The following is a 25255-nucleotide window of genomic DNA, read 5'->3' as shown; positions in this document are numbered from 1 at the left end:
CCCACCACCGTGTCCGGATTCTCACTGGCCTCCGTGCCGCTGGCGGTGAACCCGCTGGACGCGGGTTCGCTGCTCGCGGCGTTCGGCGCGCTCGGCATCGCCGTCGTGCTGTTCGCCGAGACGGGGCTGCTCGTCGGCTTCTTCCTGCCCGGCGATTCCCTGCTCTTCACCGCGGGCCTGCTCTGTGTGCCGGGCGCCCACGGCCCGGTGCACCTGTCACTGCCGCAGGTCCTGGTCGCCGCCGTGGCCGGCGCGCTGCTCGGCGCCCAGACGGGGTACTGGATCGGCGGGCGGGGCGGCCGGGCCCTGCTCGCCCGCAGCCGCTCCCGGCGGCTGCACGAGGGCGCCGCCCGCGCCGAGGAGCTGCTGGGCAGATACGGGCACGCGCGGGCGATCGTGCTGGCCCGCTTCGTCCCCGTGGTGCGTACGGTGCTCAACCCGCTGGCCGGGGCGCTCAACGTACCGGCCGGGGTGTTCGCGCTCTGGCAGGCGGTCGGCGGGCTGGTCTGGACGGTCGGGCTGGTCCTGGCGGGTTACGCGCTGGGCTCCTCGGTGCCGAACGTCGACCGCTATCTGCTGCCGATCGTCGCCCTCGTGGTCGTGGTCTCCCTGATCCCGCTCGCCGCCGAACTGCTCCGGTCCCGCAACCGCCGGGCCGCCGGGGCGGAAGGAGAGAACGGCTGATGCGCCTCGCCTCCACCGCCGCCTCGTTCGACGGCGGCCTGTACACCTGGATCACGGAGCTGGCGCGGCGCTCCCCCGCCGCCCTGGACGCCGCCGTCCGCCTCTGGACGGACTACGGGCTCGCCCTGTTCGCCCTGCTGATGCTCGCGTCCTGGTGGCGCTCACGCTCCGGCGACCCGGCGCGGACCGCCATGGCGCTGAGCGCCCCGCTGGTCGTGGTGGCCGCCTTCCTCGCCAACGAGCTGGTCAAGTCCGCCTTCCACGAGCAGCGCCCCTGCCGGACCCTCCAGGTCGTAACGGTGGAGGCCTGCCCGCCGCTGAACGACTGGTCCTTCCCCAGCAACCACACCGCGATCGCGGTGGCCGCGGCGACCGCGATCTGGCTGGCCGACCGCAGACTCGGCGCAGTCGCGGTGACCGCCGCCGCGCTGATGGCCGCGTCCCGGGTGTGGGTCGGCGCGCACTACCCGCACGACGTGCTGGCCGCGCTGGTGACCGGGGTGGTCGTCGCCTGGCCGCTGACGGTCGCGGCGCGGCGCTGCGCCCCGGCGGTGGACCGGCTGCGCGGCACAGCGCTGCGGCCGCTGGTCGCCACGCGGTGAGCCGGGGCCCGTACGGACGGGCCCCGGCCGGCCGGATCAGCCGTGGGGGAGGATGACCGCGCGACCGTTGATCTTCCCGTGGTGCAGCCGCTCGTACGCCAGCGGCGCCTCGTCCAGGGTGTACGTCTCCACGTGCACCCGGACCGCCCCGGCGCGGGCGAGGTCGAGCACCTCGGCGAGCTCGGCGCGCGACCCCCAGTACGGGGAGGTCACCGTCGTGTTGTACGGCAGGGAGCCGAAGCCGACCGGCAGCGCGCCGCCGCCGATGCCGACGATCGTGACGTCGGAGTCGATCGCGGCCGCCGCCCCGGCGGTGGCGACGGTGGGCGGGGCCCCGACGAAGTCCAGGACGACCTGGGCTCCGATCCCACCGGTGAGTTCCCGGATCCTCGCCGCCGCGCCCTCGTCGGACAGGACGGTCTCATGGGCCCCGACCTCGCGGGCCAGGGCCAGCTTCTCCTCGGAGACGTCGAGGGCGACGACCCGTACGGCCGTCATGGCCCGCAGCAACTGGATCGCGACATGGCCCAGCCCGCCCGTGCCGATGACCACGGCGGTGGCGCCGGGGACCAGCTTGGGCAGCGAGCGCTTGATCGCGTGGTACGGGGTCAGGCCCGCGTCGGTGAGCGGCACGGCCTGCACCGGGTCGAGTCCGCCGAGCGGCACCAGGTGGCGCGGGTCGTCGACGATCATGTACTCGGCCATGGCGCCGGGGGCACCCAGTCCGGGCGGGGCGATGCCGAGCTCCTTGGCGCGCAGGCAGTAGTTCTCCTTGCCCTCGGCGCACTTGACGCAGGTGCCGCAGCCCCAGGGGCCGTACACCGCGACGGCGTCGCCGACCGCGAGCCCGCTCACCCCGTCGCCGAGCGCGGCGACGGTGCCCACGCCCTCGTGGCCGAGGGTGAGCGGCAGCGGGAACGGGATCTGCTCCGCGGGCCAGCTCATCACGGCGATGTCGGAGTGGCAGACGCCCGCGGCGGTGACCTTCAGCAGCACCTGGCCGGGGCCGGGCTCCGGGTCGGGCACGGTGACGACCTCGGGCGCCGCGCCCACGGTGCGGTACTGGACGGCCTTCATGGGGTTCTCCTCACGTTCGATCTCTGCACGACTTCACCCCCGTTGCCCCGTGCGCCGGTCAGGCGGCGGAGTAGCCGCCGTCCACCAGGTGGTAGCTCCCGTGGACGAAGGAGGCGCGGTCGGAGAGCAGGAAGGCGGCCAGTTCGGCGACCTCCTCCGCCGTGCCGAGCCGTCCGGCCGCGTGGAGCGAGATCAGGTGCTCGCGGGCCGCGCTGTCGGTGTTCCGGAGCAGCGGGGTGTCGATGAAGCCGGGGCCCACGGCGTTGATCCGGACGTTGCGGGCCGCGTATTCGAGGGCTGCCGTCTTGGTCAGGCCGACCACGCCGTGCTTGGCGGCGACGTACGCGGGCGATCCGGCGAAGCCGTTGGTGCCGAGGATCGACGACATGTTGACGATGGCGCCGCCGCCCGCCTCGACGATGGCGGGGAGTTCGTAGCGCATCGAGTAGAAGACGCCGCTGAGGTTGGTGGCGACGACCCGGTCCCAGTCCTTGACGTCGTAGGCACCGGTGGGGTTGGAGGGGCCGGCGATGCCCGCGTTGTTGACGGCGAGGTGCAGGGCGCCGAAGGTGTCGACGGCGAACCGTACGCCCGCTTCGACGGAGGCGGGGTCGGTGACGTCCAGGGCGACGGCGGCGGCCTCGGCCCCGGTGCCCGCCAGCTCGGCGGCGGCCTCGCGGGCACCCGCCTCGTCGTAGTCGGCGACGACGACGGCGGCGCCGCCCGCGGCCAGCCTGCGGGCCAGCGCCAGGCCGATGCCGGAGGCACCGCCGGTGACGAGGGCGGTCCGGCCGGTGAACTCCTGGTCGGCGGGGGTGGGGGTGGTGCTCATCGGTCTCTGCTTTCTTCGGTGGTGCGGTGTGGTGCCTGCCCGCCGGGAGGCCGCGTGAGCAGCTCCCCGGCCAGGGCGTCGAATGCCTGTCCGATCAGTCGGGGCAGGTCGTCCGGTCGGTCGGCGCGGGCCCAGGCCGCCTGGGCCGCGAGGAGCGCCCCGGCGCCCGCGGCGACCGCGACGGCGGGGCGGAGGTCGTCCCGGGCGTCGACGCCGAGCCGGTCCGCGAGGATGGCGACCGAGTCCTCCTGCGCGTCCACCCGGATGTGGTGGAACGCCGCGTAGAGGGTCGGCTCCCGCTCGGCGAGGACGACCAGTTCGAAGATCCGCTCACGCCGGTGCCAGGCCGGGGTGTCGGGGTCCTCCAGCCAGTCCTCCACGGCTCTTCGGTAGGCGGTGAGCGGGGGCTCGTCGGCCGGGCGGGCCCGCAGGGCGTCGTTGATCCGGTCGCCGTCGCCCCGGATCGAGTCCAGGACCGCGGCCTCCTTGCTCGTGAAGTACCTGCTGAAGGTGCGCCGGTCGACGTCCGCGCGGTCCGCGATCTCCTCGACCGTCACGCTCCTCAGGCCCCGGTCGAGCACCAGCTCGAAGGCGGCCTGCGCCAGCGTGTCCCCGGTCCGGCGGGCCTTGCGGCCCCGCCGCTCCGGGCTCTTCCGTTCCGGATTCATACATGCACCGTACACCCAAAAAATGTCCCACCGCGACATGAGTCCCGGCGGGACATTCGATCGGTGCGGCGCGCCGCTCCGGGCCGCCCCTACCGGCCGCCGAACGCCTCGGCGGACCGGCGGGCGCCGTGCCCGGCCGCACCGCCGCGGGCGGGGTCACCGGCCACCGCCCGGCGCAGGGCGAGTGCGGCGATGTCGTCGCGCCGTACGCCTCCGGAGAAGGAGTCCAGGTCGGCGTCGAGCTCCGTCAGCACGTCGTACGGGGCCCGCTCCGCCCAGCGGCCCAGTCGGGCGTCGAGCGGGTAGAAGGCGCCGGAGGCGTCACGGGCCTCGGTGACCCCGTCGGTGCACAGCAGCAGCGTGGCGCCGGGCGGGAAGTCCAGCCGCTCGGCGGCCCTGCCCTCGTGGCTGAGCTCCGCCATGCCCAGCGGCACGGAGGTGTGACGCAGCGGTACGGCGGCGGCCACGCCCCCGTGCAGCAGCCGGGGCGGCAGATGGCCGCAGTTGACGGCCTCGACCCGGTCGCTCCCGTCGAAGCCGAGCACCAGGGCGGTGACGAAGCGTTCGGTCTCCCCGGTCTGGGCGGAGAACGTGTTGTGCCGGGCGACCGCGTCCTCCAGGGCGTCGACCACGCCCGTCAGGGCGGGCTCGCGGATGGCCGCCTCCCGGAAGGCCCCGAGCACGGCGAAGCCGGCCCCGATCGCGGCGACCCCCTTGCCCTGGACGTCCCCGATGATCACCCGGGTCCCGTAGGGCGACTGGACGACCTCGTAGATGTCGCCCCCGACCAGGCGGTCCTCCTCGATCGGGGTGTAGATGCCGTGGGCCAGGACCTGGTCGGTCAGGATGGGCAGCGGGCGCAGGATCTGGCGCTGGAGGGCGACGGCGGCGGAGCGCAGCCGGGCGATCTGGGTGGCGTGCCGGACGCGCAGGACGCAGGCACCGATGCCCAGGCAGCAGGCCAGCACGGTGAAGACGATGCCGGTGAGGACGTCCCCGCGGGAGCCGCCGGTCGACAGGTGCGATCCGGTGACGACCAGCATGATCAGGAGGGATACGACGGCGGTCTGCCGGATCGTCCCGAAGACGGAGACGAGGGCGGGGACCACCACCAGCAGCGGCACCAGGCGGAGCTCACCGGCGGTCCGGACGTCCACCAGGACGAACACGGCCGTCAGCAGGGCCAGGATGCCGAACAGCACAGGGTTGCGGACCCGTGGCGCGCGTACGGCCTCCTCCCCCGCGTCCGTCCCCGGGAGCACCGCTCCGGGTACGGAGAACAGGCGTCGAAGCCCGATCCTCACGGCCGACTCCTCCCGGGACCCGCCGGCCCGGTGCCGGCACTCCCTACCAGTGCACCCGGCATCCGGGCGCGGCACACGAGTCGTAGGGCCTTCCGGTCCGCGCCGAAGGTCCCGAGAACCGGACCGTCCGACCGGGCGGGGTGTCCGGCAGAGGCCGGCCGGACACCCCGGGCCGGGGTCAGCGCACGGCCGCGGCGGGACGGTCGCCGTCGGAGGCCGACGGGTCGGAGGCCGGCCGGTCCGGGGCCAGCGCCCCGAGGAAGGACGTGCGGCGGCGGAGCACGAACCCCATGGCTTCGTAGAGCCGGACGGCGTTCGTGTTGGCGGCGGCCGCGTGCAGGAACGGCGTGTCGCCGCGCTCCTTGATCGCGTGGGAGACAGCACGCACCAGTCCGGTGCCCAGGCCCTGCCCGCGCACGGACTCGTCGGTGCAGACGGCGCTGATCTCGGACCAGCCCGGCAGGACCATCCGCTCGCCCGCCATGGCGACGAGCACCCCCTCGCGCCGCACCCCGAGGTAGGTGCCGAGCTCGACGGTGCGGGGCAGGAACGGACCCGGCCGGGTCCGCTCGACCAGGGCGAGCATCTCCGGTACGTCGGCGGGGCCGAGCCGCACGGCGCCGGGGAAGGGTTCGGTGGCGACCCCGGCGTCGACGAGCTGGACGCCGTCGATGTCGAAGACGACCTCCCAGTCGTCCGGCGGCGGCTCCCGGAAGGCGGTGATGCTGATGGCGCCGCCGGGCCCGACCAGGGCCGCCGCGTCCGCCCAGTCCCGGGCCTCCGGCTCGTCCGGGAGGGCGACCCACGGGGCCACGTCCATCGGGTAGCGCAGGATCCGGCCACGGCGCTCGGCGAACCGGGCGTGCGGCCCGGTCAGCGCGGCGCGGACCGGGTTGTCCAGCGGATGCGTGCCGTCCGGAGCCCTCACCGGGCCACCTCGATCACGGTCTTGCCGCGTGCGTGGCCCTGCTCCACGGCGCGCAGCGCGTCGCCCGCACGGGTGAGCGGGTAGGTCCGGTCGACATGGGTCCGCAGCACGCCGTCCTCGGTGAGCCGTGCCAGCGCTTCGAGGACCGCCGCGGTGCGGGCCCGCCGGACGGCCGCGCCGCCGAGCTCCACCACGAGCTGCTTGTCCCCGATGCCGATGAGGTCGGCCGGATCGTCGAGCAGGGCCGCCGCGGCCCGCAGGGTGTCGCCGCCGACCAGGTCGACGACCGCGTCCACCCCTTCGGGGGCCGCCTCCCGCACCCGCTCGGCGAGTCCGGGGCCGGACGCGACGTGCACCGCGCCGAGCGACTCGACGAACTCCTTCTTGGCCGGGCTCGCGACGCCGACCACCCGGACGCCCCGGTGTCGGGCGAGCTGGATCGCGGCACTGCCGACCCCGCCACCGCCGCCGGTGATCAGCAGGGTCGCCCCCGCCGCCAGGTCCAGCTGGTGGATCGCGTCGTACGCGGTGGCCGCCGCGACCGGCAGCGTCGCCGCGTCGGTGAAGGACAGCCCGGCGGGCTTGTGCGCGGTGACGGCGACGGGCATCAGCGTGTACTCGGCGTAGCCGCCGGTCACCGGGTTGCCGAAGACCTCGTCGCCGACCGCGAAGCCCTCGGTGTCCGGACCGACCGCCTCGACCGTCCCGGCGGCCTCGCTGCCGAACACGGTGGGGAAGGGCTGCGGCTCGCTGCCGGGCCTGACGTACCCCGTGCGCAGTTTCCAGTCGACCGGGTTGACCCCGGCGGCCCGGACCGCGACGAGCAGTTCGCCCGGTCCGGGTACCGGTTTGTCCTGCTCGGCGAGGGCCTCCGTCTCGGGACCGCCGTAGCGGGTGAACACATACGCCTTGGGCATGGGCTTCCTCTCTGCTGCCGCAGGGCACCGGCTGGGCGGCCGCACCGGCCGCCCAGCAGCGGCAAGTCCCCCGCCCGCCCGGGTATTCCCAGGTTCCGGTTCCGGCGGGTGCCCTGTGGGGCCGGGAGCCGCGGGGCGGGACCGTCGATTTCGACTCAACTAGCGCCGCATATGCGCCGGTCGGCCCCGTACCGCCCCCCGGCTGTGGCAGTCTGGAGGACGACCGCCCCACCGGGCTCCCCCGTACCGGTGGGGCGGTTGCGCTGTCCGCACGGCCCCGCCCGGCGGCCGGTCGCCGCGTACGGCGATTCCCGGCCATCCCGGGGTACACGGCCCGGCCAGGCACCGGTCCGTCCGCATGGGTGCCGCGTCCCTGGGCATGTGCATACACCTCACGGGCTACGACCAGGGGAGCGTGACGGAATGAGGGCGCACACTGCGCGGACCGCCGGTGCGGAGCGAGCGGAGCGTGCCCGGCCCGGACCGCCGCCGGCCGCCGTCGGCGACATCGGCGGCCTGCCGTGGATCGAGGACGCGGGACGGGTCGCCCCCGCCGACGCCCGCGAGCTGTCCCGGCTGTTCTTCGACCGCCTCCAGACCCTGGAGGAGGGGACCCCCGCCCATCAGTACGCGCGCAACACCCTGATCGAGATGAACCTCTCGCTCGTCCGGTTCGCCGCGGGCCGGTTCCGCAACCGGGGCGACGACATGGAGGACATCGTCCAGGTCGGCACCATCGGGCTGATCAAGGCCATCGACCGGTTCGAGCTGTCCCGCGAGGTCGAGTTCACCTCCTTCGCGGTCCCTTACATCACCGGGGAGATCAAGCGGTTCTTCCGCGACACCACCTGGGCGGTCCACGTGCCGCGCCGCCTCCAGGAGCTGCGGGTCGACCTGGCCCGCGCCAAGGAGGCGCTCCTCACCGAGCTGGACCGGGAACCCACGGTCCGGGAGCTGGCCGAGCGGATGGGGCTGGGCGAGGACGAGATCATCGAGGGCATCGTCGCGGCCAACGGGTACGCGGCGGGCTCCCTGGACGTACCGGCCGACGCCTCGGACGCGGGGCGGCTCCGCGCACCGGCGCGCACGTTCGCGGAGGTCCTGGGCGGCCCCGACCCGGCGCTGGAGGCGGTCGAGAACCTGCACACGCTGGCCCCGCTGCTGGACGGCCTGGACGAGCGCGAGCGCCGCATCATCGACCTGCGTTTCGGCCATGAGATGACGCAGTCCCTGATCGGTGCGGAGCTCGGCATCTCGCAGATGCACGTCTCGCGGCTGATCAGCCGGATCCTGCGCAAGCTCCGCAGCGGGCTGCTCGTGGAGGAGTGAGCCGGGGCCGCCAGGTGCCCGGGGCCCTTGACCGGCGCCGCGCCGGGCCCGCTCAGGGCTGGCGGAGCGCTCCTTCGCGCACGGCGGCGTGCACCGCCCTGGCGAGTCGCGCGCCCCAGACCGAGCGGGGCCCCGCGAAGGGTTCGGCGGGCCCCGCCCCCGGGTCCGGGGCGGCGACGCAGACGGCGTCCGTGGGGGTGCCCGAGCAGTCCAGACCCGCGTCCAGGAGCGCCTGCACCTTCGCCTCGGTGGCCGTGGCGACGGCGTTGACGAGCGCGGCGTCGGAGAGCGGCGCCGGGACGGTGACCACGATGTTGACCGTGCCCGGGGGCGGCGGGCCGTCGATGCCCTCGGCGGGGGCCGCGGCCCAGCCCCGTACCCCGAGTCCGCAGGTGGCGGTCGCGGTCACCCCGCCGTCGGCCGCCACGGTGTACGCGGTCACGTCGGCGGCCGTCATCAGCCCGGCGCCGGGGCCGGTGAGCCGTTCGGCGGCGGCGATCTCCGCGAGGTGCCGGTCGGGGTCCGTCCGCGGATAGCCACCGGGCACCTGGGCGTTGAGGATCCACTCACGCGGGCCGATGCCGCCACCGAGCACCGCACTGCCACAGACCCGCCACCCCGGGCCCAGCCGCCACACCAGATGGTGCAGCTCCGCCCCGTCCTCGTGCCGGGCGAGCAGTTCGCCGCGCTGTCCGGGCAGCAGGCTGCGTACGGTACGGATGGGACACTCCCGGTGGCTCGGCGGGGCTGCGGCCGACGTTCTCCGCCGTCGGACCGGTGCGGGAGGCCAACGTACCCCGCGCTCGTTCGAAGCCCGCCACCACCGTGCACCGGCCGGATCCGGCCATCGACTCACCCGAATGGCGCAACGCTTCTGCCGGGTGTCCAAGCCCGTCGCGGGCCGCCGTCGCGGACCGGGCGGACGGCGAACGCCGGGAGCGGCGCCTCACCCGGTTGCACCGTCCATCCGGGTGAGGCGCGATGGAGTACGGACGCGCCTCCCCTGGCGGCCCCCGCCGCAGGACGCGCCCGGAGGAGGAGGAATCGACCATGGCAGCCGCTGACGGTTTCACGGATTCCGGAGAACTCGACGGCCTGACGGTGTACGACACCGACGGTGAGAAGGTCGGCACCGTGGGCCGGGTGTACGTCGACGACAACACGGGCCGGCCGGACTGGATCACGGTCAAGACCGGCCTGTTCGGCATGAAGGAGAGTTTCGTCCCGCTGGCCGGGGCCCGCCGGGTGGGTTCCGATCTGCACATCTCGCACCCGAAGACCCGTGTCAAGGACGCGCCCCGGGTGGACGCGGACGCGCATCTGTCCGTGGCCGAGGAGGAGGAGCTGTACGACCACTACGGCCTGCCCAGGAACACCACCGCCATGAGGCCCCGTGGCCGCACGGACACCGCGACCGGCACCGGTACGGGCACCACGGCCATGGGCGCGGCCGGCACCACCGGGACCGGCAGGACCGCCCCGACCGGAACGCCCGGGGCGACCGGCACCCCCGGCCGGCCGATGCACCACGAGACCACCGGGACGGCCACGACCTCCCGTCCACTGGCCGGTGCCGGAGCGGGCCCCATGCGCTCCGCCGGCGAGCCGGGCGGCAAGGGCGAGATGATCCGCTCCGAGGAACAGCTGCACGTCGGCACCGAGGAGTACGAGAGCGGTAGGGCACGCCTCCACAAGTACGTCGTCACGGAGAACGTGACCCGGACCGTGCCCGTGACGCACGAGGAGGTACGGCTGATCCGGGAACCGCTCCGCCCCGACGAGAAGACGGCGGCGCAGCACCCGGACATCCGCGAGCAGGACGTGGAGGTCACCCTGCACGCGGAACGCGCGACCACCAGCAAGGAGACCGTGCCCGTCGAGCGGGTGCGGATGGAGACCAGGAAGGTGACCGAGCAGAAGGAGGTCTCCGCGGAGCTGCGCAAGGAGCAGATCGACTACGCGGACGGCACGGACATACCCGGAAAGGGCATGGGCGGCGACTTCGGTCGCGGCCGCCGCCGCTGATCCGGCCCTCCGGTCCGCGCGTTTCCGCGGGTGGTGCACGGGGGGGGTGGCCGGTGGTACGCCGGGCGGTGTTCCCCCCCGTCGCACCACCTGCCGGATGCCTACGGACGCTGGAGAGCGATCACGGCGTTGTGTCCGCCGAATCCGAAGGAGTGGCTGACGGCCCGCCGGATGGGCTGCCGCAGCGGTTGTTTGACGACGCAGTCGATGTCGAACTCGGGCGACGGGACGTCGAGGTTGGCGATCGGGGGCACGACGCCCCGCTGGAGCGTGAGGACGGTGAGCCCGGTCTCGATCGCCCCGGCCGCCCCCATGCAGTGCCCGAGAACGCCCTTGGGGGCGGTGACGGGCGGCCGGTGCGGGAAGACCCGGGAGATCAGGGCGGCCTCCATGGCGTCGTTGGCCGTGGTCGCCGTGCCGTGCGCGTTGACGTGGTCGACGTCCTCGGCGGCCCAGCCCGCGTCGCGCAGTGCGGCCTCCACCGCCGCCTGGGCGATCCGCCCGGAGGGGTGGGGGCTGATGGGGTGGTGGGCGTCGGTGGTGGCACCGGTGCCCGCGAGCAGGGCCCGCGGGGCCGCGCCCCGGGTCCGGGCCTCGTCCGCCCGTTCCAGCACCATGACGGCCGCGCCCTCGCCCAGCACCAGTCCGGCCCGGTCGGCCGCGAAGGGGCGGCACAGCCCGGCCGGGTCCCCGTCCCGCTGCGCGCCGGCACCGGACCTGGCGAACCCCGCCATCGCGACCGGGTAGACGATCGACTCGGTGGCCCCGGCGAGTGCGATGTCGCACTGCCCACTGACCAGCAGGTCGCGGGCGACGGACAGCGCGGTGACGCCGGACGAGCAGGCGGTGCACGGGGCCATGCTCGGCCCGGTGGCCTTCATCTGGATCGCGATCTCGGCGGCGGGCATGTTCGGGATGGTGAGCAGGATCGCCGAGGGCGAGGTGGCCCCGGCCCCGAGCCGGTCGAGCACCACGGCCTGCTCGGTCAGCGAGGTGGAGCCCCCGCTGCTGGTGCCGACGATCACCGCGACCCGGGTGCCGTCCCACCGTGCCGGGTCGAGCCCGGCGTCGGCGACCGCCTCCCGGGCGGCGAGGATGGCGAGCTTCACGTACTTCCCCATGCGGAAGGCCGCCCGGCCGCCGATCGCGGCGTCCAGGTCGATGCCGTCGACCACGCAGGCGAAGTCGATCGCGCACCCTTCGAGCCCGGCGACGGTACGCGCCGGCGACACGCCCCCGCACACCCCTCGCCACGTCGATTCGGTGTCGTTGCCGACCGGGGTGATCATGCCCAGACCGGTGATGGCGATGTCCGGCCTGCTCATCGGGCCTTGCTCATCGCTGCCTCGCCGCCCAGCCGGACCCCGCCGGCCGCCGCGTCCATGAACCGGGTGATGTCGGCCAGTGTGGCGCCCTTGGGGAACTGCTCGAACTCCCGGTCGCAGCCGGTCGCCTCCCTGATGAGCACGGCGAACTCGGCGACGGCGAGGGAGTCCATCTCCAGGCTGTCCATGGTGGAACTCGGGTGGATATCCGCGGCGGGCACTTTGAAGGTCTGCGTCAGCACCTCGGCGATCCTCGGGTGAATCGTACTCATGTTTCTTTCTTTCCATCGTTCGGTAAGGACTGCCGGGACGGCGGCGAAACCATCCCGACGCCGGATCAACTGGATGGAGTGCGTCCAGTTACGCCTTGCGCCGAACCGATTCGGCACCGTTCTCCTCACACCCCTCGCACCAGCGGGCCAGCACGGCTGTCGCACTCCAGTACGCCAATAGGACAAAGCGGACGCCAACGGCTCCGATCGTCTCTCCGACCTGACTGCCACGCACGGTTGTTCTCCTTCTGTTCATGGTTCTCACCGCTCCTCGGAGGACGGCGCCCGGTCCGTGTCCGGCCGCCAGGGGGCCTCGGGATCGTCGTAGACGTCCACGTAGTCGGGGCGGGCGATGGGCCAGTCGGCGAGCACCTCCGGCGGCAGCGCGAAGGACTCGGCCAGCTCGGGCAGGTGCGGGGCGATCTCCGCAGTCAGCTCCTCCAGCCGGTCCGGCAGCCCGTCGACCTGATCGGCGGTCAGCAGCCCCGCCGCCAGCAGATCGCCACCGGCGCGGGCGATCCGTTCGAGTGCGAAGAGCCGTTGCAGCGCGCCGAGCCGTTCCCTGGCGGGCCCCTCGGGGAGCGCGGCCACCGCCCGGGCGTACGCTTCGGCGGCCTGGCGCTGGGCGTGCGCCTCGACGCCGCGCAGCGCGGGCCCGGAGGCCGCGTTCCAGCGCGCCAGCGGGTCGCCGTGCGGGACCAGGCGCATCCGCTCACGGGCCCGGTCGAACCAGAGCCCCTCCAGCCGGGCGAGCAGCCGCCCGAGGAAGCCGGGATCGTCGAGTGCGCCCGGCCCGGGAAGGGGGCCGGGGAGATGACCGGGGCCGGCCGGGGCGGTGGCGAAGAGCATCTCGGCGGCGGCCTTGGCGTGGATGGCGAGGTTGTCCCCCTCGGCGGTGATGGCGCCCTCGATCCCGGTCAGGAGTTCGCTCAGCCCGTTGTGCTCCAGGAGCGCCTGGGCGCCGCAGCGTTCCCGGCACTCCACGATCACCGACCTGGCCTCCCAGGTGACCCAGCCCTTGACGACGGCGACCAGCCGCTCCGCCTCCTCCCCCGGCCCCTCCGCCTCCCAGCGGTCCAGGGCCCGGCGGTGCAGCAGGCTCATCGCGAAGACGGTGGCCATCGCCGAGGCGAGCGGCCCGTGGTGGCTGCGGTGCGCGATCACCGGCACCCGGTCCGAGCCACGGGGGCCGGAGATGAGGCGGTGGCCCCCGTAGCGGACGGCGACGGCGAGCGCCGCGCGCGCGCAGCCGACCGCGCAGGCCGTCATCGAGATCTTGCCGGAGGTGACCCGTCCGATCGACGCGAGGAAGCGGCGCCTGCGGTTGGCGACGGCGCTGCTGAACTCCCCGTCCTCGCCGATCCGGCCGTGCTCCCCGTCCAGGAGCGCGGTGCGGTCCACGAACACCCGGTCGAAGGAGGTCAGACAGTGGTCGACCGGGCTGCCGGTACGGGTGGGCAGCAGCCGCACGCGTACGCCGGGCAGGGTCCGCGCCTCGTCGGTGAGCGGCACCAGGAAGAGGAAGACACCGTGTTCACGGCCGTCGACGAGGAGGCGTGCGGCCACCAGTCCGGACTTGGGGCCGCCGCACGGGCTGGTGTTGGGCATGAACTTCTGCGCCCCGGCATGCGGGGTGCTCAGGACGAAGCCGTCGCGCTCGCGGTCGTACTCGGCCGTGGTCTCGACGGCGACCGCGTCGTTGCCGTGCGCCACCTCCGTGCAGAGGAACGTGCCGACGCGCCGCAGCCGCAGGAAGTCCGTGAGGTCGCGGCGGTGTTCGCCGCCGTGGTCGAGGAGGCTGCCGAGGAAGAGGTTGTAGTGGATGCCCGCCACCGTGGTCAGCGCCGGGTCCACCGGGCCCAGCCACTCGTGCAGGGCGGCCAGCGCACGGGGACCGGTCGGGGGGGCATCGCCCTCCAGGCTGTCGTTGAGGTGGCGCAGCCGCTCGTACGCGAGGGCCCGGCGTTCCTCCTCGGTGGAGCCGCGCTCCGGGCGGCGGAAGGGTTCGGTACGGATCAGCCGCTGCCAGAAACCGTGCTCCCGGCGGAAGTCGTCGCCGAGTAGCACACCGGTGAGGAGGTCCCTGGTCCGTTCTGCGGAGGTGTGGTCGGTCGCTGCGGTCATGAAAATAGAACGATCAAGCATTGTCGAGGACACCCCGGTTTGAGGGCGACGGACGGTCCGTGCCGAACCGCCGCAGGGCGAGGACGACGTTGTGCCCGCCGAATCCGAAGGAGTGGCTGAGCACCCGTTCGACCTCCTGGGACCGGGCCCGACCGGTCACGCAGTCGAGATCGAACTCCTCCGACGCCGCGCCCAGGTTGGCGATCGGCGGTACGGTCCCGCGCTCCAGGGTCAGCACGCAGGCGGCCGCCTCGATCGCCCCGGACGCCGCGAGGGTGTGCCCGAGCACGCCCTTCGGGGCGGTCACCGAGGGGCGGTGGGGGAAGAGCCCGGCGATGAGCGCGGCCTCCATCGCGTCGTTCAGCGGGGTGGCGGTGCCGTGCGCGTTGATGTGGTCGACCTGGTCGGGCCTCCAGCCGGCCTCGTTCAGCGCGGCCGTGACGGCCTTGCGGGCCCCGCCCCCGGACGGGTCGGGCGCGGTGGGGTGGTGGGCGTCGGTGGCGGAACCGGCGCCGGTCAGCAGGGCGCGCGGGCGGCCGCCCCGGGCGAGCGCGTCGGCCGGCCGCTCCAGCACCAGTACGCCGGACCCCTCGCCGATCACGAACCCGTCCCGGTCCTCGGCGAACGGCCGCGAGGCCCCCGCCGGATCGCCGGTACGCCGGGAGAGCGCCCCCATTCCGGCGAAGGCGCTCACCACCAACGGGGTGAGCACGGCGTCCGCGCCGCCCGCCACCACCACGTCGCACCGGCCGTCCAGCAGCAGGTCGCGGGCGAGGGCGAGGGCGGTCGCCCCGGAGGCGCAGGCGGTCGCCGGGGCCAGGCTCGGGCCGTACGCCCGCAGCGCGATGGCCACCTCCCCGGCCGCCGCGTTGGGCATCATCATCGGGACCAGGAGCGGTGACACCGCCTCCGCCCCGCCGCCGTCGAGCCTGCGTACGTTGTCCACGAGCGCGGACACCCCGCCGACCCCGACCCCGAGCACCACCCCGACCCGGTCGCCGTCCCACCGGTCCGGCGACAGACCGGCGTCCGCCACCGCCCGGCGGGCGGCGAGCAGCGCCATCTTCACGAACCTCGCCATCCGCCAGACCGAACGGCCGCCGATCGCCTCGTCCAGGTCGACGCCGTCCACCGGGCAGCCGAAGTCGACCGGCAGACCGGCCAGTTCCTCGCAGCGACGGGCCGTGGAGACCCCGGCGCACAGCCCGTCCCAGAAGGTGTCCTCGTCCACCCCCGCCGGAGTCACCAGCCCCAGTCCCGTCACCGCCACGTCCGTACCGACCCGTGTCATCTCCGCCCCCTCCGCTGTAATCGATCACCCCTACTGGTGGTCGAACGGTCGTAGCCCCGGTGAGGATGCGGCCAATGAGCCGATCGGGTCATTTCTTCGCCCGGCGCGTGTCCCGGGGCGCACGCCGTGGTGACCGCGTTCCGCCATCCGCAGCAGCCCGCCACGCGCCCCGTCCCGGCAGGCCGTCAGGTGGAGGGATGGAAGCGGAGCACGACCGGGCCGGCCCCTCCCCGGACAACGGCGAACTGGCGGCGCTGCGGGCCAGGGTGGCAGCGCTGGAGGCCGGGGGCGCGCGGCACCGCCCGCCCCGTGCGCGGTCGGCCCTCGCGGTGCTGCTCGTGCTCGTCGCCACCGTCCTGACCCCGCTGGGCATCGTGTCCACCTGGGCGAAGAACCAGATCGGCGACACCGGCAACTACGTCGCGATGATGGCGCCGCTGGCCTCCGACCCGGAGGTGCGGACGGCGGTGACCGACCGCGTCACCGGCGCGGTCATGCAGCACCTGGACGTGAAGACGCTGCTGGCCGATGTGGCGCCCGCGGACCGGCCCGCGCTCGACCGGGCGCTGGCGACGCTGAGCGGCCCCCTCACCACGGGCATCACCGGGTTCGTGCACGGGACGGTGGAGAGGTTCGTCTCCGGCGACGCCTTCGCCAGGATCTGGACCGATCTCAACCGGGCCTCCCAGTCCGCCGCGGTGAAGGCCCTGTCCGGGAGCCGGGAGGGAGCGGTACGGATCACGGACGACACCGTCACCGTCGATCTCGCGCCCGTCGTCGACCAGGTGAAACAACGGCTCGTCGACCGGGGGCTGAAGGCGGCGGCGAAACTCCCCGCCGTCCACACCGACTTCACCGTGCTCACCGCCCCGTCGGTGGGCCGGGCGACGATGTGGTTCCGGGCCCTCCAGCTCATCGGCCTCTGGCTGCCGCCGGTCGCCCTGGCACTGGCGGCGGGCGGGGTGCTCCTCTCGGTGCGCCGGCGGCGCGCGCTGGTCGCGACGGCACTGGCGTTGGGGGCGGGCGCGGCCGTGCTGGGGCTGGCCCTGTGGCTGGGCCGGGCCTTCTACCTCGACAGCCTGCCCTCCGGGGTGTCCCGGCCCGCCGCCGGTGCGGTCTTCGACGCGCTGGCCGGACCCATGCGGGTGCTGGTGCGGCTGGTCGTCACGCTGGGCGTCGTGGTGGCCCTCGCCGCGTGGCTCACCGGTACGGGCCGTGCCGCGACCCGGGTGACGGCGGTGTGGAGCGGCGGCATCGGAGCGGTGCGGGAGGCGGCCGGGTTCACCGGCGGCCCCGTCGGCCGGTGGGTGCACCGCGCCCGGCGCCCGCTGAACTGGACGGTGGTCGTGGTGGCCGGCGCCGTCCTGCTGGTGTGGGACCGGCCGACCGGACTGGTCACGGTGTGGATCGCGCTGTGCGCCCTGTTCGCGCTCGCCGTCGTCGAGTTCCTCGACGACGACAGCGGCCCGCGCCCCACCGTGACCGGCTGACCCGGGCTACCGGGCGGGCCCCAGCGCCGCCCGCAGCTCCGCCGCGTCCGGCGGGTTGGCGCCCGCCCGGGCCACGGTCACCGCCGCCGAGGCCGCCGCGTACCGCAGGACGTCGGCGACCAGGGCCCGGTCGGCCCGGCGCAGCCGATCCCGGGCGGCCGCGCCGAGCAGCCCGTGCGCGGCGAGGGCGTGCAGGGTGCCGGACATGAAGGCGTCGCCCGCCCCCACGGTGTCGACGACCTCGGCGGGCAGCGCGGCGATCGCCTCCCGCCCGCCGGACCAGACCGCCAGCGCCCCGTCGCCGCCCCGGGTGACCAGGACGAGCGCCGGGCCGCTCGCCCGCCACCGCTCGGCGACCCGCTCCGGCTCCTCGCCGGGGTACAGCCAGTCCAGGTCCTCGTCGCTGGCCTTGACCACGTCGCTGAGCGCGACGCACCGCTCGACCCGGCGCAGGGCGGCGTCCCGGTCCCCCATCAGCGCGGGGCGCACATTGGGGTCGTAGCTGACGGTGGCGGTGGTCCGCAGCGACTCGACGGCGCCGACGACGGTGTCCCCGCCCGGTTCCAGCACGGCGGCGACGGAGCCGGTGTGGACGTGGTGCGGCGGCCGCTCCGGGGCGACCGGGCCGAGCGTCCAGCCGATGTCGAAGGTGTACGTGGCCCGGCCCGTCCCGTCCAGGGTCACGGCGGCGGACGGGGTGGCGGCCGTGGCGCCGTCGGTACGGACCTCGACGCCCGCCCCGGCGAGATGATCCCGGATCAGCCGGCCGTGGGCGTCGGGCCCGAGCTGGGTGAGCAGGGTGGTGGGGTGGCCGAGCCGGGCCAGGCCGTGGGCGACGTTGGCCGGGCTGCCGCCCGGGTGGACCCGGTCGGCCAGGCCGGGCCGCCGGACGATGTCGGCGACGCACTCGCCGATGACCAGCAGGTCGAATCCGTCGAGCATGGGGTGGGGTCTCCTACCGTGCGCTGGTGTACGTGTCCCGGCCGGCCGGGTGCCCGGGGCCGTTCCCCCGATCCTGCCGTGTGCGGGGACGCGGCCCGGTGGCGGCGTCACCGGCCCCCGGGCCCGGCCTCGTCGCCGGGGCCGACGCCGAGTCCGGTCAGGAACGCGGCGGCGGCCGGGGTGGGCCGGAAGCGGCTCCAGACCAGGCGTTCCGTGCGGGCCGGGGCTCCGTCGACGGACAGCACGCTGACACCGGTCAGTTCCGCCGCGAAGGCGGACGGGAGCAGGGCGATGCCGAGGCCGCTGCGGACCAGCCGGACGATGAAGTCGGTGCCGTTGACCTCGCAGGCCACCTCGCGGGTGAGTCCGTGGGCGGCGAACGCCTCCTCCGACTGCGCGCGGGCCGCGGTGCCGTCCGGGTAGTCGACGAAGAGCTCCCGCGCCAGCCGGGCGAGGTCCACCTGCCGCTCCGCGGCGAGCGGATGGGTGGGGGCCACGACGGCGACCAGTTCGCCGGTGCTCAGCTCGTGGTCGTTCACCCCCGTGGGGCGGTAGCTCGGCAGCACGCCCAGGAACGCCACGTCGACCGTCCCGTCCCGCACTTCCTGGACGAGGTCCTTGCTGGCCCCCTCGCGCAGCACGATCCGTACCTGCGGGTGGCGCAGGTGGAACGCCCGCAGCGCGGCCGGGACGTCGACCGAGGAGACCGTCGGGATGACCCCGACCGCGAGACGGCCGCGCACCTCCCCCGCCGTCGCCGCGACCTCGGCGCGGGCCCGCTCCGCCGCGTCGAGCGCCTGGCGGGCCTGCGGGAGGAACGCCTCGCCCGCCGCGGTGAGCCGGACCCGGCGGCTGGTGCGGTCGAAGAGCCGGGCGCCCAGGTCCTTCTCCAGCCGGGCGATCTGATGACTCAGCGCCGACTGGACGACCAGGCACCGCTGCGCGGCGCGGGTGAAGCTGCCGAGTTCCGCGACCGCGACGACGTAGCGCATCTGCTGAAGTTCCATGCGTCCATCGTGAATCACGATCGATGAAATGAAAAACATGTGTTGGACTCATGGATGGTGGCTCCCGGAAGCTGGGCGCATGGCTCACACCACTCAGGAAATTCCCGGCCGGGCCGTCCCCGGCGTCCCCTCCCGACCGCCCGCCCTCGGACGCGGCCTGGTTCTGCTGATGGCGCTCGCCGCCGCCCTCTCCTGCGCGGGCAACTACTTCGCGCAGCCGCTCCTCGACGTCATCCAGGCCCGTCTGCACCTGGGGCCGACCGCGGCCGGACTCATCGTCACCGCCGCCCAGGCCGGTTACGCGCTGGGGCTGATCCTCCTCGTCCCGCTCGGGGACGTCCTGGACCGGCGGCGGCTCGCGGTGGGGCTGTTCGCCCTCACCTCGTTCTTCCTGCTGGCGACGGCCGCCGCGCCGACCGGGCCGCTGCTCGTCGCGGGGACCCTGCTGACCGCGCTGACCTCGGTCGGGGCGCAGGTGGTGGTGCCGTTCGCGGCGACGCTCGCCGCCCCGGCCGAGCGCGGCCGCGTCGTCGGCATCGTGATGTCCGGGGTGCTGCTCGGCGGACTGGTCGGGCGGATGGCCGCCGGCGCGCTCGCCGAACTGGGCGGCTGGCGGACCGTGTACTGGGTGAACGCCGCGCTCATGGCCGTCATGGCGGTGCTCCTGCACCGTCGGCTGCCCCGGCTGCCCCGGCCGGGCGGCACGGCCTCGATCCCGTACACCGGACTGCTGCGCTCCACGCTGGCGCTGCTGCGCGAGGAGCCCGTGCTGCGCCGCCGGGCCGCCTTCGGCGCGTTCTCCATGGCCTCGTACAGCGTGCAGCTGACCTCGCTGACCTTCCTGCTGGCCGGCTCCCCCTTCGGCTGGAACGCGGCCGCCATCGGGGGGTTCGGTCTGGTGGGGGTCATCGGGGTGATCGGCATGAACATCGCGGCGCGGCTCGGCGACCGGGGCCGGGTGCAGGCGGTCTCGGCGACGGCCGCCCTGCTCCTGACGCTCGCCTGGCTGCCGCTGCTGGCCGGGGGGACCTCGCTGTTCTGGCTCACGGTGGGCGTGGTCCTGCTGAACATCGCCCAGCAGGCCGGGCTCAACAGCAGTCAGAACGTGATCTACGCGCTCCGTCCGGAGGCCCGCAACCGGATCAACTCCGCCTTCATGACGCTGTTCTTCATGGGCGGGGCGGCCGGGGCCGCGCTCGCCTCGGTGGTCTGGTCCCGGGCCGGCTGGAGCGGTGTCTGCCTGCTGGGCGGCGCGCTCGCCGCGGGCAGCCTGGCCGTGTGGGTCCTGGAGCGGGTCCGGGCGGTCCCCGGCCCCGGTGCTGTCACTCGTTGACGGCGGTCAGCAGCACCACGGCGTCCTCCAGGGCCAGCAGCCCGTGCCGCTCCTGCGGGATCGGCTGGAGCCCGCCGGCCCCCAGCTCCACGTCGCCGGAGGCCGCCGTGAGCCGGACCCGGCCGCGGAGCACCTGGAGCGAGGCGGCGGCGGGGGCGTTGTGCTCGTCGAGGGCGGAGCCCGCGGTGAGGGCGATGACGGTCTGCCGCAGGGGCTCCTCGTGCAGCAGACGGTGGGCGCTGCGGCCGTGCGCGGAGGCACGGGCCGCGGTCAGGTGCTCGTCGGCGAGGCTGTTCAGGTCGTCCATGTGCCCACTGTGCCGCAGGGTCCGCCCGGCCGCGATCCTGCCGCGGCCGGTCAGCCGCCTGCCGTCCAGCGGTATCTGACGTCCGGTTCCCCCTCCTCGTTGCGGCTCCCGTCGTCGAAGGCGACGGCGGTGAATCCGTGCCGCTCGTAGAAGGCCCGGGCGTCGGTGTTGCGCTGGAAGACGTGGAGCGTGAGCTCCCCGGCCGCACGCTCGCGTGCCTCGGCCAGCAGCAGCGAACCGATGCCCCGACGCCGTACATCGGGACGGAGGTAGAGGTGTTCCAGCTCGGTCCCGTCCACGGAGGAGAAACCGAGCAGCTCGCCGGCCCCGGTCTCGGCGATCCGCACCGCGGTGCCGGGCAGGACCACATGGGTCATCCAGGCGAGGGTCTCCTCGTCGCTGTGCACCTTCGGCAGATACGGCATGGCCGCGGCGCGCGAGTCGAGGAAGAGCCGGGTGAGCGGCCCGGCGTCCTGCGCGGTCGCCCCTCGGAGCACCACCCGGTCCTCCGGTACGGAATCGTTCGGCACCTTTCCACCCCTCCTGTCCGGCCGGCCCCGGCGGGCCGCCCGTCGTCGTGGCCGAACCTACCCGGTCCGCGGGGGCCTGGTTCGGCCGGTCCTCGGGCGGCGGGAAGCGCGCCGTGGCGGGCTACCGCTCGGCCCCGGCCCGGCAGGTCACATCCTCGGCGGGGAGCCGGCCCGTGGTCAGGTAGGCCGTGGCCGCCGTGTCCGCGCAGGAATCGCCGCCGGGCGCGTAGAGGACTCCGTGTCCCTCGCCGTCGGCGACGGTGAGCATCCGGGAGCCGCGCAGGGCCCGGTGCATGGCCCGCCCGGCGAAGATCGGGGTCTGGGGGTCCCACTCGTTCTGCACGATCAGCGCTCCGGTCCCGTTGTCGACGGTGGTCTGCGGCTCGCTGCCCGGTTTCCAGAAGGCACAAGGGGTGATGGCCGACGCGAAGTCGCCGTACAGCGGATAGCGGGCCGTGTCACGGATCGCCTCCCGGCGGTACCGCTCGGGGTCGTGCGGCCAGGTGCGGGTGTCGGCGCACAGGTAGGACCAGGCGGCGGAGACGTAGGTGTCGTCGCCCTCCTCGGCCGCACCGGCCGTGCCGGACCGCGCCGGGTTCCCGGTCCCGGCCGCCCTCTTCAGCCCGGCGATCCGTTCGGCGGCCGTCCGGAGGTGGAAGAACATGCCGTTGTCGGCGCGGAGGTCGTCGCCGGTGAGACTCTGCCCCTCGAACGCGATCGGCTCGCGGTCCGCCCGCGCGACCAGGTCCCAGAAGGTCCGGCGGACTTCGGCCGGGGTGCCGCCCAGCCCGTACGTGGTGTGCCGCCGGGCGGCCCATCCGGTCCATCGGGTGAACGCCCGCTCCGCCGCCTTCGCCATGTCCTGGAACATGCCCCGGTAGATCCGGGTGGGGTCGGTCGCGCTGTCGAGGACGACGCGGTCGACGCGGCGGGGGAACAGCTGCGTGTAGACGGCGCCGAGGTAGGTGCCGTAGGAGTATCCGAGGTAGGAGATCTTCTTCTCGCCCAGCACGGCACGGATGACATCCATGTCGCGCGCGCTGTTGCGGGTGGTGAGCCGGGGCAGTTCGTCACCGGCGGCGGCCCGGCACTTCGCGGCGATCGTCCGCGCCCGGTCCACGTCCTCGGCGAAGGTCTCCGCCCTGTACGGATGGTCGGCCTGTTCCTCCGCGGTCAGGCCGCAACTGACCGGTGCGCTGCGGCCGGTGCCCCTGGCGTCGAATCCGACGAGGTCGAACCGCCGCTTCACCTCGGCGGGGAACTTCATGAGCGGGTCGACGGGCAGGTCCAGTCCCGGTGCCCCGGGGCCGCCCGGGTTCAGCAGCAGGACGCCGTGGCGGTCCTTCGCGCTGCCGGCCCTCAGCCGGGATATCGCGATGCCGATGGTTCTGCCGCCGGGGTCGCGGTAGTCGAGCGGTACCTCGACCGTCGTGCAGCGGAAGGCGGCGGGCTCCTTCTCCGCGCAGCGTTTCCAGTGGAGCGACTGCTGGGTGTACCGCCGCAGCGGGTCCTTGGCCGGGGCGGGGCCGGGCCGCTCGGGCGCGGCGCAGGCCGTGACGACGACCAGTGCCGAAGCGGCGGCCGTCGCGAGGGCGGCGGCGAGGAAGGGGGTGCGGGTGTTTCCGTCGCGCACGGTGGTGCTCGTCCTTGTCGGGAGGGAGGGGCTGTCGGTTCCGGGTCCGGTGGCGCGGGTCAGTTGGCGCCGAGGTGTGCGCGGACGCACTGCGTGTACTGGCGGAGGCCGTCGGGCTGGTAGCACGCCTGGGTGTGGTTCGCGTACCAGGCCAGAAGGACGGCGATCAGCCCGGACACCACGATCGCGAGGGCCGACGTCACCAGGGCGGTGAGGGCCTTGCCCCGGCCGGTTCCGGTCCGTCGGGCCGTCATCAGCGCGGCGATGCCCAGGATCAGGCCGCACACGGCGAGGGGGCCGCCGACGAGCACGACGGAGGTGAGGAGGCCGGCGATGCCGAGTGTCATGGCGGCCGGGGCCAGGCCGTTCCGCGCGGGGCCCGGTCCGGTGCCGGCGGGTGCGGTCCGGCCCCCCGTGAGAGGTGTCCGCTCCGGTGCCGTGCGGTTCAGCGGTGTCCCGGTTCCCTGGGCGTTCATCGGCCCGTCCTTTCGTCCTGTCGGTCGGCGAGGTCCCGATTCTGGATTTCGGGGTGCGCGGAGACATCACGGAAAGGTGGGAGAATCCGCTCCCCCGATCGGGGGAGGGTCTCGCTGGGCCGTCCGGCCATACTGGCCGGATCATGTCCAGAGGAATCCGGCCGCTGCTGCGCGGCTCCACGTACACGGGTGCGCTCTTCGCCTATTGCGGTGCGCTGGCGAGTCTTCCGCTGCTGCCCTTCGCGGCGTTGCCCGCGCTGGCGTGGCCGTCCGCCCCGGCGGGCGTGCGGCTCGCCCTGACGGCGCTGGTCTGGTCCGTGCTGATCGGCCTGACCGGGCTGGCCCGGACCACGCGGCGGGTGTCGATCGCATGTGCCCGGCGGATGCTGGGGGTGCCGTTGCCCGACCCCGTGCGGCGGGGCGCGGACGCTGCCGCCGAGGGGCCGGATTCCGCCACGGGGGCGGGGGCCGACCGCTGGCGGACGCCACTGTGGCTCCTGTCGCAGGTGGTGCTGGGGTGGACGGGGGCGCAGTTGGGCGTCCTGCTGCTCGCCGCCGGAATTCTCCTCCCGGGCGGCTGGGCCGGTGCCGAGGCGGGGCTGAGTGTGCGCGGCTGGTCGCTGCGGCCGGAGAGCGGCTGGCAGAGCTGGGTCGCGGCGGGGTGCTGCCTGCTGTTCGCGGCGTTGTCGTGTCTGGCGGTGACCGGCGCCCTGCGGTGGCTGGCTCCCCGGCTGCTGGGTCCGTCGTCGGCCGAGCGGCTCGCGCGGGCAGCCGAGCGGGAGCGCTCGCTGGCCGAACGCAACCGCCTCGCCCACGAGCTGCACGATTCGATCGGGCACACGCTGACGGCCGCCACGATCCAGGCGGCGGTGGCGGGCGAGGTGCTCGGCGCCGACCCGGCGGCGGCACGGGCGGCCCTGCGCGGCATCGAGGAGTCGGCCCGGACCGCCCTCGAGGACCTCGACTACGTGCTGGGCATGCTGCGCGAGGAGCGGACGGGGGCGGCGCCGAGCCGCACCCTGGCCGATCTGCCCGGGTTGTTCGACGGGGTACGGCAGGCGGGCGCCGTGGTGGAGCCGGAGCTGTCCGGCGACTTCACACAGATACGGGGGACGCTCTCGCGGGCCGCGTACCGGATCGTGCAGGAGGGGCTGACGAACGCGCTGCGGCACGGCGCGGGCGGTCCGATCCGGGTCACGGTGACGGCCACGCCCGAGCTGGTGAGTCTCGGTGTGGTCAACCGGTGCGCTCCGGGGGCGCGCCCGGTCCCGGACGCCTTCCCGACGTCCGGGCTCGGCCTGCCGGGACTCGCCGAACGCGTACGGCTGCTGCACGGCGAGTTCGAGGCCGGCCGGGAGGGACCGGAGCACTGGCGGCTCGGGGTCCGGCTGCCGCTACACCTGCCCTCATGACCGGCTCACCCGCGAGCGCGGCGGGCCCCGACGCGAGCCGGACCCCCGTGGCCGACACCCCCGTCACCCTCCTGATCGCCGACGACGACGCGGTGACACGCAGCGGCCTGGGCACCCTGCTCGGAATGCAGCCGGGGATCACGGTGGTCGGGGAGGCGGCCGACGGCGTCGAGGCGGTCGAGCGGGCGCGGCGGCTGCGGCCGGACGTGGTCCTGATGGACGTACGGATGCCGAGGCTCAACGGCATCGAGGCCACCCGGCAGCTGCTCGCCGGGCCGGACGCGCCGCCGAAGGTCGTGGTGATCACCACCTTCGAGAACGACGGCTACGTCACCGCCGCGCTCGGCGCCGGGGCCTGCGGCTTCGTCCTCAAGCGGCTCCCGGTGCCCCGGATCGCGGAGGCGGTACGGGTGGTCGCGGCGGGCGAGGCGATCCTCTTTCCGGCGGCCCTGCGCCGGATGGTCACCGCCCGCCCGTTGGACTCCGCCGAGGCGCTGCCCCGGGCGGCGCTCACGGTCCGGGAGGAGGAGGTGCTCCGTCTGATGGCCACCGGTCTGTCCAATCCGGAGATCGCCCGGTCCTGCGGGGTGAGCGCGGAGACGGTGAAGACGCATGTCGGGAACGTGCTGACCAAGCTCGGAGCGCAGAACCGGACCCACGCGGTGGTGATCGCGTACGAGACGGGTCTGGTCGTGCCCGGGATCGCGGGCTGACACCGGCCCGCGCGCCCCGTCCCCGGTGTGAGAA

25 protein-coding genes are annotated in these 25255 nt (G+C 74.5%); 8 read left to right on the top strand and 17 right to left on the bottom strand.

The genetic code is table 11. The annotated features are described in order from the left end of the window. The first annotated feature begins 9 nt into the window (after window positions 1–9). Both ACF08W_RS16245 and ACF08W_RS16240 read left to right on the top strand, forming a co-directional pair. Window positions 10–684 (top strand): DedA family protein, encoded by a 675-nt coding sequence (locus ACF08W_RS16245; RefSeq protein ID WP_352277948.1) that lies wholly within the window; start codon window positions 10–12, stop codon window positions 682–684. After that, a complete protein-coding gene (locus ACF08W_RS16240; protein WP_392279616.1) occupies window positions 684–1286 on the top strand; it encodes a phosphatase PAP2 family protein in 603 nt (200 codons plus the stop codon). Before ACF08W_RS16245 ends, ACF08W_RS16240 begins: the two co-directional genes overlap by 1 nt. 36 nt (window positions 1287–1322) lie before the next feature. On the opposite strand, the gene ACF08W_RS16235 is transcribed toward ACF08W_RS16240, so the two are convergent. The 6 genes from ACF08W_RS16235 to ACF08W_RS16210 form a co-directional block, all read right to left on the bottom strand. Continuing rightward, window positions 1323–2363, bottom strand: coding sequence for an NAD(P)-dependent alcohol dehydrogenase (locus ACF08W_RS16235; protein ID WP_352277944.1), 1041 nt, complete (start codon window positions 2361–2363; stop codon window positions 1323–1325). A 58-nt stretch (window positions 2364–2421) separates the two neighbouring features. Further along, window positions 2422–3195, bottom strand: coding sequence for an SDR family NAD(P)-dependent oxidoreductase (locus ACF08W_RS16230; protein ID WP_392279615.1), 774 nt, complete (start codon window positions 3193–3195; stop codon window positions 2422–2424). Beyond that, a complete protein-coding gene (locus ACF08W_RS16225; protein WP_392279614.1) occupies window positions 3192–3863 on the bottom strand; it encodes a TetR family transcriptional regulator in 672 nt (223 codons plus the stop codon). The genes ACF08W_RS16230 and ACF08W_RS16225 overlap by 4 nt, the downstream gene beginning before the upstream one ends. 89 nt (window positions 3864–3952) lie before the next feature. Further along, window positions 3953–5167 carry a PP2C family protein-serine/threonine phosphatase gene (locus tag ACF08W_RS16220; RefSeq protein WP_385212485.1) on the bottom strand — a complete coding sequence of 405 codons (1215 nt, stop codon included), beginning with the start codon at window positions 5165–5167 and terminating at the stop codon, window positions 3953–3955. Between the two features lie 178 nt (window positions 5168–5345). Further along, window positions 5346–6095, bottom strand: coding sequence for a GNAT family N-acetyltransferase (locus tag ACF08W_RS16215; RefSeq protein ID WP_385212487.1), 750 nt, complete (start codon window positions 6093–6095; stop codon window positions 5346–5348). Next, a complete protein-coding gene (locus ACF08W_RS16210; RefSeq protein WP_392279613.1) occupies window positions 6092–7012 on the bottom strand; it encodes an NADP-dependent oxidoreductase in 921 nt (306 codons plus the stop codon). The genes ACF08W_RS16215 and ACF08W_RS16210 overlap by 4 nt, the downstream gene beginning before the upstream one ends. 423 nt (window positions 7013–7435) lie before the next feature. Here ACF08W_RS16210 and ACF08W_RS16205 point away from each other — a divergent pair, with 423 nt between their 5' ends. After that, window positions 7436–8341 carry an RNA polymerase sigma factor SigF gene (locus ACF08W_RS16205; protein ID WP_385212491.1) on the top strand — a complete coding sequence of 302 codons (906 nt, stop codon included), beginning with the start codon at window positions 7436–7438 and terminating at the stop codon, window positions 8339–8341. A gap of 52 nt (window positions 8342–8393) precedes the next feature. Here the strand turns inward: ACF08W_RS16205 and ACF08W_RS16200 are convergent, their stop codons facing one another. Continuing rightward, window positions 8394–9044: an adenosylcobinamide amidohydrolase gene (locus ACF08W_RS16200; protein ID WP_392279713.1), complete on the bottom strand. Its 651-nt coding sequence runs from the start codon at window positions 9042–9044 to the stop codon at window positions 8394–8396. A 347-nt stretch (window positions 9045–9391) separates the two neighbouring features. Here ACF08W_RS16200 and ACF08W_RS16195 point away from each other — a divergent pair, with 347 nt between their 5' ends. Continuing rightward, the gene (locus ACF08W_RS16195; protein ID WP_392279612.1) at window positions 9392–10366 is read left to right on the top strand and encodes a PRC and DUF2382 domain-containing protein; all 975 of its coding nucleotides are present in this window, start codon (window positions 9392–9394) and stop codon (window positions 10364–10366) included. A 101-nt stretch (window positions 10367–10467) separates the two neighbouring features. Here ACF08W_RS16195 and ACF08W_RS16190 read toward each other — a convergent pair whose 3' ends face one another. The 4 genes from ACF08W_RS16190 to ACF08W_RS16175 form a co-directional block, all read right to left on the bottom strand. Continuing rightward, window positions 10468–11691, bottom strand: a complete 1224-nt coding sequence (locus ACF08W_RS16190) for a beta-ketoacyl-[acyl-carrier-protein] synthase family protein (protein WP_392279611.1) — start codon at window positions 11689–11691, stop codon at window positions 10468–10470. After that, the gene (locus ACF08W_RS16185) at window positions 11688–11963 is read right to left on the bottom strand and encodes an acyl carrier protein (RefSeq protein WP_385212499.1); all 276 of its coding nucleotides are present in this window, start codon (window positions 11961–11963) and stop codon (window positions 11688–11690) included. Before ACF08W_RS16185 ends, ACF08W_RS16190 begins: the two co-directional genes overlap by 4 nt. Before the next feature lie 261 nt (window positions 11964–12224). Continuing rightward, window positions 12225–14087 carry an acyl-CoA dehydrogenase gene (locus ACF08W_RS16180; RefSeq protein WP_392279610.1) on the bottom strand — a complete coding sequence of 621 codons (1863 nt, stop codon included), beginning with the start codon at window positions 14085–14087 and terminating at the stop codon, window positions 12225–12227. 13 nt (window positions 14088–14100) lie between these two features. Beyond that, entirely contained in the window at window positions 14101–15378 is a 1278-nt protein-coding gene (locus tag ACF08W_RS16175; protein ID WP_392279609.1) for a beta-ketoacyl-[acyl-carrier-protein] synthase family protein, read from the bottom strand. A gap of 197 nt (window positions 15379–15575) precedes the next feature. On the opposite strand from ACF08W_RS16175, the gene ACF08W_RS16170 reads away from it, so the two are divergent. Further along, complete coding sequence (locus ACF08W_RS16170; protein ID WP_392279608.1) at window positions 15576–16868, top strand: hypothetical protein; 1293 nt, start codon at window positions 15576–15578, stop codon at window positions 16866–16868. Between the two features lie 6 nt (window positions 16869–16874). Here ACF08W_RS16170 and ACF08W_RS16165 read toward each other — a convergent pair whose 3' ends face one another. Both ACF08W_RS16165 and ACF08W_RS16160 read right to left on the bottom strand, forming a co-directional pair. Next, window positions 16875–17810 (bottom strand): carbohydrate kinase, encoded by a 936-nt coding sequence (locus tag ACF08W_RS16165; RefSeq protein ID WP_392279607.1) that lies wholly within the window; start codon window positions 17808–17810, stop codon window positions 16875–16877. A 107-nt stretch (window positions 17811–17917) separates the two neighbouring features. After that, window positions 17918–18817, bottom strand: coding sequence for a LysR family transcriptional regulator (locus tag ACF08W_RS16160; protein ID WP_392279606.1), 900 nt, complete (start codon window positions 18815–18817; stop codon window positions 17918–17920). Window positions 18818–18896: 79 nt separating this feature from the next. Between ACF08W_RS16160 and ACF08W_RS16155 the strand changes: the two genes are divergently transcribed. Beyond that, window positions 18897–20150, top strand: a complete 1254-nt coding sequence (locus tag ACF08W_RS16155; RefSeq protein ID WP_392279605.1) for an MFS transporter — start codon at window positions 18897–18899, stop codon at window positions 20148–20150. Here the strand turns inward: ACF08W_RS16155 and ACF08W_RS16150 are convergent. The 4 genes from ACF08W_RS16150 to ACF08W_RS16135 all read right to left on the bottom strand — a co-directional run bounded on the left by ACF08W_RS16150 (window position 20140) and on the right by ACF08W_RS16135 (window position 23096). After that, window positions 20140–20457 (bottom strand): cupin, encoded by a 318-nt coding sequence (locus ACF08W_RS16150; RefSeq protein WP_352277922.1) that lies wholly within the window; start codon window positions 20455–20457, stop codon window positions 20140–20142. The genes ACF08W_RS16155 and ACF08W_RS16150 overlap by 11 nt on opposite strands. Before the next feature lie 50 nt (window positions 20458–20507). Next, on the bottom strand, window positions 20508–20987 hold the full coding sequence (locus ACF08W_RS16145) for a GNAT family N-acetyltransferase (RefSeq protein ID WP_352277920.1): 480 nt from the start codon (window positions 20985–20987) through the stop codon (window positions 20508–20510). 121 nt (window positions 20988–21108) lie between these two features. Then, window positions 21109–22620 carry an alpha/beta hydrolase gene (locus ACF08W_RS16140; protein WP_392279604.1) on the bottom strand — a complete coding sequence of 504 codons (1512 nt, stop codon included), beginning with the start codon at window positions 22618–22620 and terminating at the stop codon, window positions 21109–21111. A 59-nt stretch (window positions 22621–22679) separates the two neighbouring features. Beyond that, window positions 22680–23096 carry a DUF4190 domain-containing protein gene (locus tag ACF08W_RS16135; protein ID WP_392279603.1) on the bottom strand — a complete coding sequence of 139 codons (417 nt, stop codon included), beginning with the start codon at window positions 23094–23096 and terminating at the stop codon, window positions 22680–22682. A gap of 143 nt (window positions 23097–23239) precedes the next feature. Here ACF08W_RS16135 and ACF08W_RS16130 point away from each other — a divergent pair, with 143 nt between their 5' ends. Next, complete coding sequence (locus ACF08W_RS16130) at window positions 23240–24508, top strand: histidine kinase (protein WP_392279602.1); 1269 nt, start codon at window positions 23240–23242, stop codon at window positions 24506–24508. After that, window positions 24505–25221: a response regulator gene (locus ACF08W_RS16125; RefSeq protein ID WP_385212525.1), complete on the top strand. Its 717-nt coding sequence runs from the start codon at window positions 24505–24507 to the stop codon at window positions 25219–25221. The genes ACF08W_RS16130 and ACF08W_RS16125 overlap by 4 nt, the downstream gene beginning before the upstream one ends. Window positions 25222–25255 lie beyond the last annotated feature (34 nt).

The sequence above is a fragment of the Streptomyces sp. NPDC015144 genome (genome assembly GCF_043079735.1).
Taxonomy (GTDB): Bacteria; Actinomycetota; Actinomycetes; order Streptomycetales; family Streptomycetaceae; genus Streptomyces.
The sequence above is the reverse complement of the archived record's forward strand: the minus strand, read 5'-3'. Positions and strand labels throughout refer to the sequence as shown.